This window comes from Paraburkholderia sp. BR10141 (genome assembly GCF_056155635.1).
Genome location: NZ_JBMIQH010000003.1, coordinates 348,709 through 363,273, shown reverse-complemented (window position 1 = coordinate 363,273; position 14,565 = coordinate 348,709). Strand labels below are relative to the sequence as shown.

Below are 14,565 nucleotides of genomic sequence, written 5' to 3'. Positions count from 1 at the left end.
CAATGAAGAGCCTCGCACTGTGGTGCACGGCGGTATCGGTGATGGCTTGCGCCCAGGCACATGCGGAAGGCGGCCCGGCAGGCGACAGCGTGTTGCTGTACGGCATGGTGGACGCGGGCGTGTCGTGGGTCAGCAACCAGGGCGGCCACTCGGTGGTGAAGTTCGACGACGGCATTTTCACGCCGAACCTGCTTGGGATACGCGGGCGCGAAGATCTGGGCGGCGGCTTGCACGCGGTGTTCGATCTCGTCGATCAATTTTCGATGGGAACCGGTTCGATCATCTCGGGTCAAGGGATCTTCGGGCGCAACGCCTACGTTGGCCTCGACAGCGACCAGTACGGCAGGCTCACGATGGGCAATCAATACGACTTCATGACCGATTCGCTGTTTTTCGGCCACGACGACGCGGCGATGGAAGTCGGGGGCCTCTACAACTTCCGCGCGGGCCCGTTTGCGAAGATCGCGATTCCGGGCAACCCACCCTTCGCGCAGCAGTTCGACTGGGACCGCATGGCCGGCGCCACGGTCGAGAACTCAGTCAAGTATCAATCGCCGAAGTTTGCCGGCTTCAGCTTCGGCGGCCTGTACGGCTTTGGTGGCATTCCGGGCGCATTCGGACGCGGCAATACAGTCAGTGCCGGCGCGAATTACACCAACGGCGCGTTCGGCATGGCGGCCGCGTACACCGAAGCCAAATATGTAGAGGCCGGCGAACCCGATGTCGGCATTCGCAACTGGGGCGTGGGCGCGCACTACGATTTCGGCAAGGTCATGGCGACGCTGCTGGTGACGACCGTGCGCAACACCTTCAACGGCGGCGCCATTGCCCAGGCCGAGGCCGGCGCGAACTGGCTGCTCGCGCCAGACTGGGCGATTGCCGCCGACTACATGTACATGAAGGGCAACGCGTATCTCGACAACAATCACGCGCACCAGATCACGGCCATCGTCGATCACTTCCTGTCCAAACGGACGGTCGTGTATGTGGAGACCGTGTATCAGCGCACGAACGCCGGGGCTCAGGCGCTGATCAGCGGCGTGCTCGACCCCAACGGTACGTCGAGCGGTCCCAATCAGTTCATCGCCCGCGTTGGCGTGCAGACGCGGTTTTGAACCCAGGCGCCTGCGAGCGCCTCGCTTGACTTGATGGACCGGTTTTCCGGCAATTCCTCACGGGGCGCTTTCCCGGCGCCCTTAGTCTCCTGTCCAGTGACCAGCAAAGCATCTATTCGATGCCTAAATTGTCCCCAGAAAAATATCGTTTATTTTTCCGGCTCTGAAATGACATAATCACCGCCCCGCCGGCCCGCGCGGGGCAGGCCGCGTCACATTCCATTCATAACCCTTTTGTCGACCCCTCTAATCGCAGGGCCGCACGCGATTCTTTATTTGATGTTAATTTAAACGCCATTCCCGATTGACCATTTAAGCGGCGATTTTCCCCATTTTTTGGTGCGAAATTGCCGAACAATGGCTTTTATTATTCGCCACACACAAAACAGTCATCGAAACATGAACGACCGTTCTCCCAATCTCGCGCCCGCGCCGCTCGAAGAGACGACACTGCGCCAGTGGCTGTCAGTCTTGGCCGTGGCGATCAGCGCATTTGCGTTCGTGACGTCCGAATTTTTGCCGGTCGGTTTGCTCACCGAGATCGCCCGCGACCTCGGCGTGACGCCGGGTACTGCCGGACTCATGGTGACCACGCCGGGCGTGATGGCGGCGATCTTCGCGCCGGGCCTGATGATGTTTGCCGGCCGCATGGACCGGCGTCAAGTCTTTCTCCTGCTCACGGCCATGCTGCTCGCGTCGAATATCGTCTCCGCGCTTGCGACGAATTTCGCGTTCATGCTGGTTGGCCGCGCGATGCTCGGCGCGGCGCTCGGCGGATTCTGGACGCTTGCGACTGCAGCGGCGGGCCGCCTCGTGCATACGAGCGACGCCCCGCGCGCAACGGCGATCATCCTGACCGGCGTGACCTTCGCGACGGTGATCGGCGTGCCGCTCGGCACCTTTATCGCGGGTTTCGCGTCGTGGCGCATGTCGTTCTTCGTGACGGGCGGCCTCGTCGCGCTCGCGCTCGTTGCGCAGGCGCTGCTGGTGCCAACGCTTCCTTCCGCCGCCGCATTGCGTCTTGCCGATTTCGCCACGCTGCTGCGTCGCCCGCAAGTGCGTCTGAGCATGCTGATGGTGGCGCTCGTGTTCGGCGCGCATTTCTCGACGTACACGTTCATCGCGCCGCTGCTCCAGCAGGACTTCTCGATGAGCGCCATCACGCTGCTGCTGCTCGCGTTCGGCGTGATCGGCTTTTTCTCGAACGCGCTGACTTCGGCGGTCGTTGCCACGCGCCTGAAGCTCGCCGTGGCGACGATGACGGCGCTGCTGTTGTGCGCGCTCGCAGCGATGATTCTGCTCGACCACGTGCGAATTGGCGAGATCGCGGCGATGCTGATGTGGGGCGTGGCGTTCGGCGCGATTCCGCTGTGCTTCTCCGTGTGGATTCAGCGCGGCACGGCCGATCTTGCCGAAGCAGGCTCGGCGATGTTCGTGAGCGTGATCCAGGTGGCGATTGCGCTTGGCTCGTCAGTGGGCGGCACGATCGTGGACCGCGCGGGCATACGTGCCGATCTGGTGCTCGGCTGCGCGCTCGCCGTGTTCGGACTTGTGACGCTGCATCGGCTTGCGGCAATGGAGCGGCCGGCGCGGGTCGCGGCGCTCGAATGCGAATGCAGCCCGTCGCTCGATTGAAACGATCGCAACGATTGATTCGAAAGCGACGCAAGGCGGCGACCCATCGACCTCGCCGCGCCGCGCTCCGGGTCTGCGCAAAGAGACCCGCTGCTATTGCACCACGTTAGCGCATCGCGCCGCGCTAACGTTTGCGAACGGGCATGATCGTTCGTCCGCAAGGCTCGCCAATTGTTGCGTGCCACGCTCACGCGCAACCCCCTCAAGTGACGCCCGGTTTCGGCCGATATGCAATGTGGTTCCCCTGCGTTCCGCGGGGTCCGCCATTCCCGAACTGAAAGCGAGCGTTACGTGCACGGAATCAAGTTTGCCTGGCTGTGGTCCGGTCTGATCGGCATGCTTTTGCTCCTGGGTTGCGATCAGCAGAACGGCGCCCAGAGCAGCAAGGCCGCGCCGGCACGGACCACCATCACCGCGCTCATCTGGGCGCCGGACTGGCCGGAGGAGATGCTCCAGATCGCCGCCGGGTTCGACAAGCTCAATCCCGATCTGCACGTGAACGTGCAGTTCATGGTCGGCAACTCGATCGAGGAGAACATCAAGCCGCGCGTGGCGGCGGGCACGCTGCCCGACCTCGTCAGCATCAATCCGAACGCCTATGCCGCCGAGCTGGCCGACCAGGGCGTCCTGACCGATGTCCGCCAGAGCGCCGCATGGAAGAACATGCTCGATCCACTCAAGGCTGACTGGACCAGTCGCGAAGGCAAGGGGTTCGGCATATCGGGCGGCGTGGCGACGACGATGATCTATTACAACCGCGCCATGTTCGCCAAGGCCGGCATCGACACGCTGCCGACGAATTTCGATGAGTTCCTGGCGGTGTGCGCGAGGCTCAAGCAGGCGGGCATGATTCCGGTGATGTGGAGCGGCGGCTTTCCGAACATGCTCGGCAACGGGCCATTCGCTTCAGGCTTTGCCAATGATGTGGTCGCGCGCGAGCCCAACTGGAAAGAGAAAATGGCGGACGGCACGCTGAACCTCGATACGCCGGAGGCGGCCGATATCTTCGCCAAAATCGCATTGATCCCGGAGCGCGGTTACGCGCAGCCGTCGTTCATGACGACGGGGTACGACGAGGGCATTCGCCTTTTCAAGGAAGGCAAGGTGGCGATGGCGTTCCAGGGCAGCTGGTCAGCCGGACTCATGCTGCATGGAAACGATTTCTCGGTGGGCGTGTTCGTGCCGCCCTGGAACGCGCGCGGCGAACGCGTCGTGCCGGTGCTCGGCAGCGAAACGGGCTTTGCCGTTTGCGAAACGCCCAACAAGGCCGCGGCCATGCGTTTTCTGGAATTCATCGCCGGCAAGGGGTTTCCGATTCTTCAGCGGAAACGCCACAACATTTCGCCGTTCCAGAAAGGCATGGGGACCGTGGTGAGCGACGTGGAGATCGTCGACTACACGAACGCGCTCAGCCGTTATCCCGTCACGGCAAGCCCCTATTATTCGTCGCTTCCTTCCAATACGATTGAGCTGGTGCATGAATTGATGCAGGATGTGCTGCTCAGGAAAATTACACCCAGGCAGGCTGCGCAGCGCCTGGATAACTCGGTCAAGACTGAAGCGAAGATGCACTACAAATGAATGCAATCTCCGCACTGCTGCGACGCGCTTTCGACTACCTCTGCCAGGATTTGCTTCGACGCGTCGAGATTCGCTATCGACTGATTGCCGCTTTCATTCTGTTGGCGCTGTTGCCCATTATCATTTCGGGCTGCATTTCCTATGTGAAGTCGATCGCGGCGATCAAGGAAAATGCGGAGATATTTTCGAAAGAGGTGGTGAGGCAGGTTTCGAGAAATGTCGAGCTGCGCATGCACGAGATCGAAACGGAAAGCAATCTTCTCGTGCTTTCGGACCGGGTCCAGGGCGCACTGGCGAGAGCGGCGAGCGGCAGTGCGACGGAGCAGAGCGAGGCGCGCGAGGACATGACGCGTTTGCTGCTCGAGCATTATGGGTCGGTCGATTTCATCAACCAGAAATATTTGCTCGACCAGAAAGACCGGATTCTGGATACGCAGGCATTTGCGCAGTTGACTTCGGGTGTGACGGCGCTCGTCGGCATTGCGGAAGAATCGCATGAACGCACCTACTGGGGCAGCTACGACGATGGCGTGGGCCAGCAGAACCTGGGAATGGTGCGCGCCATCTACAACAAGAGCGACAACGCGAAGATCGGCAGTCTGGTTCTGGTCGTTCGCCCCGAATACTTCTCGACGATTTTCAACGACGTCGCGACGGGCAGCGGAACAGAGATTTACGTATTCGATGCGAGCGACAACAAGATCATCGTGGTTCCGAATCACGCCTCGTCGCCCAACCCGGGCGCCGCACCCGAGCCCGGCCTGATCGAGGATATCGCGCGCCACCGCGTATCGGGCGAGTCGAGCCGGTTCGTCAATTTCGCGGCAAAGCGCGGCGGGCATTATCTTGCTGCCTACGCGCGCATTCCCGGCACGAGCTGGTTCGTGGTCAGCACGATCGCCGAACGGAATCTCACCGCGGAGGCGCAGGCCGTACGCAACCAGATCGTGGTGGTCGGTATTTCCGGGTTTCTGCTTTCCATTTTCCTTGCCTACTTTATTTCGTACAGCATTTCGGCGCCGCTCCAGGATCTGGTGCGCCGCATGCACGACACTGGCGAGGATGCCGGCGCCGTCGAGGACGATGGCAAGGACGGGGAAGGCCCGCCTGGCGGACCGGACGAACTGGCCCGGCTGGCGCAGCGCTTCGAGCGGATGCGCACGGCGATCAGGCAGAAGATTCACAAGATCAACGAAATCAATGCGTCGCTCGAACAGACTGTCGTCGACCGGACGGCGGAACTCGTCGCCCGCGAACGGGAATCGCGCACGCTGATCGAGAATTCGCCCGATACGATCACGCGATATGACCGCGAGCTGCGCCGCATCTTCGCCAATCCGGCCTTTTGCACGTCGGCGGGATGCGATCTCGCCAGCGTGCTCGGCAAGCGGCCTTCGGAGCTTCCCGGCGGCGCCAATGCGCTGGTCTACGAAAGGAAGATCGGCGAAGTCATCGCGACGGGAAAAAGCGCCCAGTTCGAACTGCGGTGGGCAGGAAAGGACGGGCAGGAGCAATGCACTCACATTCGCATCACGCCTGAGATCGATCGTTCCGGCCATGTCACTTCGGTGCTGGCAGTCGGTCGCGACCTCTCCGACCGGATGGCGTTCGAGGCGACCATCTGGAAGCAGGCCAATTTCGATGCGCTGACGGGTCTGCCTAACCGGCAGCTCTTTCACGATCGTCTTACCGAGGAGGCCGCGCTCGCGCGCCGTTCGCAAAGGCGCGTGGCCCTGATGTTGATCGACCTCGACCGCTTCAAGGAGGTCAACGACTCGCTGGGGCACGACCGCGGCGACGTGCTGTTGATCGAGGCTGGTCGCCGCATCAGCGCGTGCGTGCGCAATCTGGATACCGTCGCGCGACTGGGCGGCGACGAGTTCACGGTGATCTTGCCCGATCTCGAAGACATGGACGCGGTCGAGCAGACCGTGCGCAATATCAATCGCAAACTGACTGAACCGTTCAAACTCGGCGCGGACGAGGTCTACATCTCGGCGAGCATTGGCGTCACCGTTTTCCCCGACGACACGGTTGAACTCGACGCCTTGTTCAAGAACGCAGACCAGGCCATGTACGCGGCCAAGAATGCCGGACGCAACCGCTTCAGCTACTTCACGCCCGACATGCAGCTGGAGGCGGAAACGCGCTTGCGCCTGACCAGCGACCTGCGTTCAGCGTTGCCTCGCAATCAGCTTCGGCTGGTTTATCAGCCGGTCGTCGACCTGGCAACGGGCCGGGTCTGCAAGGCGGAAGCCCTGTTACGCTGGCTGCATCCGGAGCGCGGCATGATCAGTCCGCTGGAATTCATTCCGCTGGCCGAAGATACCGGCCTGATCATTCCCATCGGCGACTGGGTGTTCAGGCAAGCCGTGCAGCAAGCGCGCATCTGGCGTGAGCAATACGATTCGTCGTTCCAGATCAGCGTGAACATGTCGCCGGTGCAGGTCCGCCAGGACAGCACGGTCGGCGTGCGGTGGCACGACTATCTCGATCGCGAGGGCATGCCGGGGCAAAGCGTGGTGGTGGAAATCACCGAGGGGCTGCTGCTGCAGGCCGAATCGAATATCGACGAGCGGTTGCTCGATTTCCGTCTGGCGGGCATCGGTATTTCGATCGACGACTTCGGCACCGGCTATTCCTCGCTGGCCTATCTCAAGCGCTTCGACATCGATTACCTGAAAATCGATCGGTCGTTTGTCCAGAACCTCAGCGTGGACGAAAACAATCAGGTGCTCTGCGAGGCGATGGTGGTGCTCGCACACAAGCTGGGAATCCAGGTCATCGCCGAAGGCGTGGAAACCGTCGAGCAACGGGATTTTCTCAAGTCGATGGGCTGTGATTTCGCGCAGGGCTATTTGTACTCGAAGCCGATCGAGCCCGAGCAGTTCGAACAGGTGGTTTGGTCATTGATCGCGGAAGGCGCGGCGGCCGGGCAGGAGCGAAGCAATCGCAAATGAATCGATACGGCAGCATCGTATCGACTCACTGCGGAACGATACGAAATAATCAGCCAGCACATAAATCGGCGCGCTCAGGTGTTCTGTACGAAGACGTACGGAATACGCACGCCATGAAACTGCGGCGCATGGCGCGCGATTGACGCGTCGTACGTCGTTCGCGCGCCGCTGCCGTTTCTACTGCGCGAGCCAGCCGCCATCCACCTTGAGTTCGGCGCCGCGCATCTCGTTCGCCGCTTCCGAGCACAGGAAGGCCGCTACGCCACCGATTTGCTCGACCGTCGCAAAGCTTGCCGACGGTTGCTTTTCGCCGAGCAGTTTCAGCGTGGCGTCTTCGACGGAGATGGCCTCGCGGTGAGCCAGGTCATCGATCTGCTTCTGTACGAGCGGCGTGAGCACCCAGCCCGGACAGATCGCGTTGACGGTCACGCCGCTGCGCGCGGTTTCCAGTGCGGCGACCTTGGTGAGCCCGATCACGCCATGCTTGGCCGCGACATAGGCCGACTTGCCGACCGAGCCCACGAGCCCGTGTACCGACGCGATATTGATCACGCGTCCCCAACCCGTTGCGCGCATGATGGGAAGCGCTGCGCGCGTCGCGTGAAACGTCGCGCTCAGATTGATCGCGATGATCTGGTCCCAGCGCTCCACCGGGAAGTTCTCGATCGTTTCGACGTACTGAATGCCCGCGTTGTTGACGAGAATATCGAGCCCGCCGAACGTGCTTGCCGCGAAAGTCACGAGGGCTTCGATCTCGGCAGGACGGCTCATGTCCGCGTTGTGATGCACGGCGCGCACGCCGGTCGCTTCGATTTGCGCGAGCGCGGCCGCCGGATCGCCGAAACCGTTCAGGACGATATTGGCGCCAGCGCGAGCCAGCGCCGTCGCAATGCCGAGACCGATGCCGCTGGTCGAACCGGTGACGACGGCGGTCTTTCCGGCGAGGGAGAGCGTGTTGGGGAGATGCATGGGTGGGCCTGGTGTAGTTGCCGGTTAGACGATGCCGGTCAGGTAGAACACGGCGATGACGAAGAAGACCGCGAGTGTTTTGATGATCGTCACCGCGAAAATGTCGCGATACGACTCGCGGTGCGTGAGGCCCGTAACCGCGAGCAGCGTGATGACCGCGCCGTTGTGCGGCAGCGTATCCATGCCGCCGCTCGCCATTGCCACCACGCGGTGCAGCACTTCCATCGGGATATGCATGGCCTGCGCGGTCTTGATGAAGGTGTCCGACATGGCGGCGAGCGCGATGCTCATGCCGCCCGATGCTGAACCCGTGATACCCGCGAGCGCCGAAACCGACACGGCCGCATTCACGAGCGGATTCGGAATGGCCTTGAGCGCATTGCCGACCACGAGGAAGCCGGGCAGCGCCGAGATCACGCCGCCGAAGCCATACTCGGATGCCGTATTGAGCGTGGCGAGCAGCGCGCCGCTCACTGCGGTCTTCGTGCCGGTCGCGAAGCGTTCCTTCACGCGGCCGAACGCCGTCACGATGACGAGCAGAATGCCGAGCAGCAGTGCGCCCTGCACGGCCCAGATGGCCACGACGCTCTTCACGGCCACCGTCACGGGCGCATGCATGCCGGGCAGCACGTCGGGCGCGACGGTGAAGCTGTCGCCGTACCACTGCGGAATCCCCTTCGTCAGCAGGAAGTTGGCGACGCCAACGAGCACGAGCGGCGCGATGGCCAGCGCCGGATGCGGCAGATTGCCGGTCTCGACGCGCTCCGGTTCGTTCACGAGCGACGTGCCATAGCCTTCGCCCTTCGCCATGGCGCTGCGGCGGCGCCATTCGAGGTACGTGAGACCGACCACGATGATGAAGATCGAGCCGATCACGCCGAGCCAGGGCGCGGCCCACGCGGTGGTCTTGAAGAACGTGGTGGGAATGATGTTCTGGATCTGCGGCGTACCGGGCAGCGAATCCATCGTGAACGTGAACGCGCCGAGCGCGATCGCGCCGGGCATGAGGCGCTTCGGAATGTTGCTCTGGCGATAGAGTTCGGCGGCGAAGGGATACACCGCGAACACCACGACGAAGAGCGAGACGCCGCCATACGTGAGCAGCGCGCAGACCGCGACGATCACGGCATTGGCGCGCGAGCGGCCAATGTAGCGGATCGCGGCGGCCACGATCGCCTCGGAGAAGCCGGATAGTTCGATGACCTTACCGAACACGGCGCCGAGCAGGAAGACGGGGAAGTAGAGCTTGACGAAGCCGACCATCTTTTCCATGAAAATGCCGGAAAACACGGGGGCGACGGCGGAGGGATCGATCAGCAGCACGGCGCCCAGTGCGGCGATGGGCGCAAAGAGAATGACGCTGTAGCCGCGGTAGGCCACGAACATCAGGAACGCCAAAGCGGCGATCACAATCACAAAGGACATCTTGTCTCCAGTTGGTTTATTCGTGCAGGTCTGTTTGTTGTTCGCGCGCGCCGAAGCCGGCGCGACCGCGCAATAGAGCACGATGTGTGCCAGCGGGCGGAGAGCCTTGCGCGAAGCGGCGGGCGAACCCGCTGCGCGGGGCGCAGGGGTGCGCCGGGATGCTTGCGGCGGCTGCGAGTCGCAAAACTGAGACGAGTTAGGCGAAGAAAGCGCGGCGCCGCTTGCCACCCCCGCGCGCCAAGCCGGGAGATTTCAGGGGACGTGGCGCAATCTCACTTCTGAGATAATGCGTCCCGCAAATGAGAATCCACTGGTCGTGACGGGCTACGTCAGGGCCGCGATCCAGGAAAAGCACCGAATGGAAATTGAAACGACCGCGCTGCTGGCCGACTACGACCACGTGCGCAAGCTGGCGATGCAATCGCTCTTTCGATCACTCGACAAGTTCAGCGAAGGCACCGTGATCGTCGATCGCAACGCGCGCGTGGTGTGGATCAACCGGGACTATGCGGCGCGCTTCGGCTTTGACGACCCCACAGCCGTGATCGGTCTCGATTGCGAAGCCGTCATTCCCAACAGCATGATGCGCGACGTCGTGAAGGGGGGCGAGCCCATTCTGCTCGACATTCTCGAGACCGATCGCGATCCGATCGTCGTCACGCGTTTGCCGATCAAGGACGACAACGGCGAGACGATCGGTGCTGTCGGCTTCGTGCTGTTCAACGAACTCAAGGGACTGTCGCCGCTCTTTAGCCAGTACGCACGGCTGCGAGCCGAACTGATCAGCACGCGTCAGTCGCTCGCGCAGGTGCGTCGCGCGAAGTACAGCTTTTCGAGCTTGATCGGCACGAGCGCCGCAAGCCTCGAAGTGAAGCGCCAGGCGCGCCGGGCCGCGCGTCTCGCCTCGCCGGTGCTGTTGCTTGGCGAAACGGGCACGGGGAAGGAGCTGCTCGCGCACGCCATCCACGGCGCGTCCGGACGCGCGGACAGTCCGCTCGTGACGGTGAACGTCGCGGCGATTCCCGACACGCTGCTGGAACTGGAATTCTTCGGCGCGGAGGCGGGCGCGTACACCGGCGCGGAGCGCAAGGGGCGCATCGGCAAGTTCGAGCTGGCTCAGGGCGGCACACTCTTTCTCGACGAGATCGGCGACATGCCGCTCGCGCTGCAGGGCAAATTGCTGCGGGTCTTGCAGGAGCAGGAGTTCGAGCCGCTCGGCTCGAATCGCATCGTGCGCACCGACGTGCGCATCATCGCGGCGACCTCGGCGGATCTGCCCGCACTCGTGGCGCAGGGCCGGTTTCGTGCGGACCTCTACTACCGGCTCAACGTACTAATGATTCGTGTGCCGCCGCTGCGCGAGCGCCTGGCGGACATCGAGGCGATGGCGTATTCGATTCTCGACAAGCTCGCGGTGGAGAGCGGCGCGGGGCATCTCGAACTCGACAAAGACGCGCTCGCGGTGCTGTGTGCGTATGGCTGGCCAGGCAACGTGCGTGAGCTGCGCAATACGCTCGAGCGCGCGGTGTTGCTATCGGACAGCGAGCGCATCGATGCGCGCTCGCTCGCGCGCTTCATCGGCGATGGGCGCGGGCAGCGCCGCGACGAAGAGACGGGCACTCAGCACGATACGCAGGACGACACCGGCGTGCCGCAGTATCAGCAGTACGACGAAGCAATGCGCGATTACGAACGCCGCTTCCTGACCGACGCGTTACGCGCGGCCGGCGGCCAGGTGACGAAAGCCGCCGCGCAGATCGGCATGGCGCGCGCGACGCTGTACCGGCGCATCGTCGCGCTAGGTATCGAGGTGTGATGCGCAAGAATCGCGTCGCGGGCCACCACCGCGCCGGATTCGTATAGAGCCGGTGCCCCACTACGGCCGACCCCCAGTAATCGGGGACATATTGTCCTGCGCATCCGGTTATACCCTGGGTCTATTTCACACGCGTGAGCACTCTGGTATAACTGCGCTCCCAAGCTGATTACGTTTTAGCACGGCAAAAAACCGCAGGCGCGGCAAGCCGTCGAAAGGGAGTGCAATGGCGCGCGTAGTGGTGGTGGGCAGCATCAACATGGACATGGTCGTCACGACCGACACGTTTCCCCGGCTCGGCGAGACGCTGTTCGGCACGCATTTTTCGACCCATCCGGGCGGCAAGGGCGCGAACCAGGCGGTCGCGGCGGCGCGCCTTGGCGCCGAGGTGATGATGATCGGCTGCGTCGGCGCCGATGCGTTCGGGGGCGAGATGAAAGCGACGCTGGCGCGCGAAGGCGTCGATATCGCCCACGTAAGCACGGGCCGCGAGGCGACCGGCATCGCGTCGATCACGCTCTCGGGCGGCGATAACGCGATCATCGTCGTGCCCGGCGCGAACCACGAGCTTTCGCCCGACGACATCGACCGTGCAAGCACCGCGATCGCGCAGGCCGACGTCGTGCTCGCCCAACTCGAAGTGCCCTACGCAACGGTGCTGCACGCCGCGCGGCGCGCTCGCGAACACGGCAAGCCGTTCTTTCTCAATCCCGCGCCCGCAGTCGAACTGAGCGGCGAACTGCTCGAACTGACTACGCTGCTGACGCCCAACGAGCATGAACTCGCCACCGCGCTGCAAACGCCGGAAGGCGCGTGGGCCGAGGTCATCGCGCGCTCGCCCATGCGCATCGCCATGACCCACGGCAAAGACGGCGCGTACTACGCCGATGCCAATGGCGCGCTCGTGCATCAGCCGGGATTCGCCGTCGAAGCCGTCGATACGACCGGCGCCGGCGACACCTTCAACGGCGCACTCGCGGCGTTCTGGCATCTCGGCATTGGCGAGGCCGTGCGGCGCGCGAACGCAGCCGGCGCGCTCTCGGTGACGCGCGCCGGTGCGCAGGGCGGCATGCCCACGCTCGCCGAACTCGAAGCCTTTCTGAACACGCAAGCCCGAGATTCGCAGTGAAAAAACACGGACATCTGAATCGCGACATCGCACGCGTGCTCGCCCGCATGGGCCACACCGATAGCCTCGTGATCGCCGATTGCGGGCTGCCCATTCCCGACGGCATGGAATGCATCGACGTTTCGCTCGCGGTTGGCGTGCCCGACTTCTTCGCCGTGCTCGACAGCGTGCTCGCCGACTTCAAGGTCGAGCGCGCGGTGTTCGCGAGCGAGGCGCAGACGCATAACGCGGCCGTGGTGGCGCGCAGCCGCGAGATGGCCGCCACGCACATCGCCGTGGAAACCGTGCCGCACGAAGAATTCAAGCGCCGCTGCCGCGAGGCGAAGGCGGTGATCCGCACCGGCGAATGCAGCCCCTACGCGAATGTGATTTTGCATTCGGGCGTGATCTTCTGAGAGGTCCAGGATGCAAGTGATGATGCAGGGGATCGGCAAGGCGTTCGGTCCGGTTCGGGTGCTCGAAGGCGTCGATTTCCGCATCGAGGCGGGTGAGATCCACGCGCTGATGGGCGAGAACGGCGCCGGCAAATCGACGCTCATGAAGATCCTGAGCGGCGTGTATCAAGCCGATGCAGGCGAGATCCTCGTCGATGGGCGCGCGGTGCCGATCCGCAGCACCGTCGAGGCCGAACGCGCGGGCATTGCCATCATTCACCAGGAATTGAACCTCATCGCGCAGTTGACGGTGATGGAGAATCTGTTCCTTGGCCGCGAGCCGAGCCGCTTCGGCATGGTCGATGTCGCGACGATGCGTAAAGAGGCGCGCAAGTGGCTCGACAAGGTCGGCGCGCAGCGTATCGATCCGCAGACCGAAGCAGGGCTGCTCTCCATCGGTCAGCAGCAACTCGTGGAAATCGCCAAGGCGCTGTCGCTGAACGCGCAAGTCCTCGTGATGGACGAGCCGACCGCCGCGCTCACGAACCGCGAAATCGAAACGCTCTTCGAGATCATGCAGTCGCTCAAGGCGAGCGGAGTGGCGATCGTCTACGTTTCGCACCGCATGGAAGAGATATTCCGCGTGTGCGACAAGATCAGCGTGCTCCGTGACGGCCATTTCGTCGGCGAACGCGCGATTCGCGACACCGGTTTCGACGAGATCGTGCGCCTGATGGTGGGGCGCGAGATCGGCGAGCGTTTTCCGAAACGCAGCCATGCACCGGGCGACGTGCGCATGCGCGTGGCCGGTCTGGCGGATGAAGGCCATATCGAAGGCATTACGTTCGACGTGCGCGCGGGCGAGGTGCTCGGTATCGCCGGACTCATGGGCGCCGGGCGCAGCGAGATCCTGCGCACGCTGTTCGGCGCGAACCGCAAGAGCGCGGGCACGGTCACGCTCGACGGCAAGCTGCTCGAGGTGCGCGACGCGTCCAGCGCGATTGCGGCGGGCATTGGCTTCGTTACGGAAGACCGCAAGCGTCAGGGGCTCGTGCTCGGCATGTCGGTGCGCGAAAACGCGACGCTCGTGCATCTGGATCAGTACGCCACCCTCGGCTTCGTCAACGAGCGCGCGGAGCGCAGCGCCGTCGACGGTCTCATCGAGCAGTTGCGTGTGCGCACGCGCGACGCCGAACTGGACGTCAAGGCGCTTTCGGGCGGCAATCAGCAGAAGGTCGTGTTTGCGAAGTGGCTGGCGCAGCCGCCGAAGGTGCTGCTGCTCGACGAGCCCACGCGCGGCGTGGACGTGGGCGGCAAGGCCGAGATCTATACGATCATCAATCAGCTCGCGGCGCAGGGCGTCGCCATCGTGATGGTGTCGTCCGAGTTGCCCGAAGTGCTGGCCATGAGCGACCGCATTCTCGTCATGCATCAGGGACGCCAGAACGGCATCTTCGAGGCGGCCACGGCCACTCAGGAACTGATCATGACGGCGGCAGCCGGCGGCCAGGCGAGCGCTGCGCAAGCCGTGGCGGTCTGAGCGAAGGCGCTTACTCATACA

Annotated in this window: 10 protein-coding genes; 8 read left to right on the top strand and 2 right to left on the bottom strand. The window is 63.3% G+C overall.

Going from position 1 to position 14,565, the window contains the following annotated elements:
* Positions 1-2 precede the first annotated feature (2 nt).
* The 4 genes from ACOJB8_RS06330 to ACOJB8_RS06315 all read left to right on the top strand — a co-directional run bounded on the left by ACOJB8_RS06330 (position 3) and on the right by ACOJB8_RS06315 (position 7,291).
* The gene (locus ACOJB8_RS06330; RefSeq protein WP_475011578.1) at positions 3-1,115 is read left to right on the top strand and encodes a porin; all 1,113 of its coding nucleotides are present in this window, start codon (positions 3-5) and stop codon (positions 1,113-1,115) included.
* A gap of 399 nt (positions 1,116-1,514) precedes the next feature.
* A complete protein-coding gene (locus ACOJB8_RS06325; RefSeq protein WP_475011576.1) occupies positions 1,515-2,750 on the top strand; it encodes an MFS transporter in 1,236 nt (411 codons plus the stop codon).
* A gap of 336 nt (positions 2,751-3,086) precedes the next feature.
* Complete coding sequence (locus ACOJB8_RS06320) at positions 3,087-4,331, top strand: ABC transporter substrate-binding protein (protein WP_368603263.1); 1,245 nt, start codon at positions 3,087-3,089, stop codon at positions 4,329-4,331.
* Entirely contained in the window at positions 4,328-7,291 is a 2,964-nt protein-coding gene (locus ACOJB8_RS06315; RefSeq protein ID WP_475011574.1) for a bifunctional diguanylate cyclase/phosphodiesterase, read from the top strand. The genes ACOJB8_RS06320 and ACOJB8_RS06315 overlap by 4 nt, the downstream gene beginning before the upstream one ends.
* Before the next feature lie 177 nt (positions 7,292-7,468).
* Here ACOJB8_RS06315 and ACOJB8_RS06310 read toward each other — a convergent pair whose 3' ends face one another.
* Together ACOJB8_RS06310 and ACOJB8_RS06305 are read right to left on the bottom strand one after the other, a co-directional pair.
* Positions 7,469-8,260, bottom strand: a complete 792-nt coding sequence (locus tag ACOJB8_RS06310; RefSeq protein ID WP_069262182.1) for a 3-hydroxybutyrate dehydrogenase — start codon at positions 8,258-8,260, stop codon at positions 7,469-7,471.
* A 24-nt stretch (positions 8,261-8,284) separates the two neighbouring features.
* Positions 8,285-9,685, bottom strand: coding sequence for a GntP family permease (locus ACOJB8_RS06305; RefSeq protein WP_475011572.1), 1,401 nt, complete (start codon positions 9,683-9,685; stop codon positions 8,285-8,287).
* Positions 9,686-10,043: 358 nt separating this feature from the next.
* Here ACOJB8_RS06305 and ACOJB8_RS06300 point away from each other — a divergent pair, with 358 nt between their 5' ends.
* The 4 genes from ACOJB8_RS06300 to ACOJB8_RS06285 all read left to right on the top strand — a co-directional run bounded on the left by ACOJB8_RS06300 (position 10,044) and on the right by ACOJB8_RS06285 (position 14,544).
* Positions 10,044-11,501, top strand: coding sequence for a sigma-54 interaction domain-containing protein (locus ACOJB8_RS06300; RefSeq protein ID WP_342948201.1), 1,458 nt, complete (start codon positions 10,044-10,046; stop codon positions 11,499-11,501).
* A gap of 226 nt (positions 11,502-11,727) precedes the next feature.
* Positions 11,728-12,630, top strand: a complete 903-nt coding sequence (rbsK, locus tag ACOJB8_RS06295; protein WP_475011570.1) for a ribokinase — start codon at positions 11,728-11,730, stop codon at positions 12,628-12,630.
* A complete protein-coding gene (rbsD, locus tag ACOJB8_RS06290) occupies positions 12,627-13,025 on the top strand; it encodes a D-ribose pyranase (RefSeq protein WP_342948199.1) in 399 nt (132 codons plus the stop codon). Before rbsK ends, rbsD begins: the two co-directional genes overlap by 4 nt.
* Positions 13,026-13,044: 19 nt before the next feature.
* The gene (locus ACOJB8_RS06285) at positions 13,045-14,544 is read left to right on the top strand and encodes a sugar ABC transporter ATP-binding protein (protein WP_475011568.1); all 1,500 of its coding nucleotides are present in this window, start codon (positions 13,045-13,047) and stop codon (positions 14,542-14,544) included.
* The last annotated feature ends 21 nt before the right edge of the window (positions 14,545-14,565 follow it).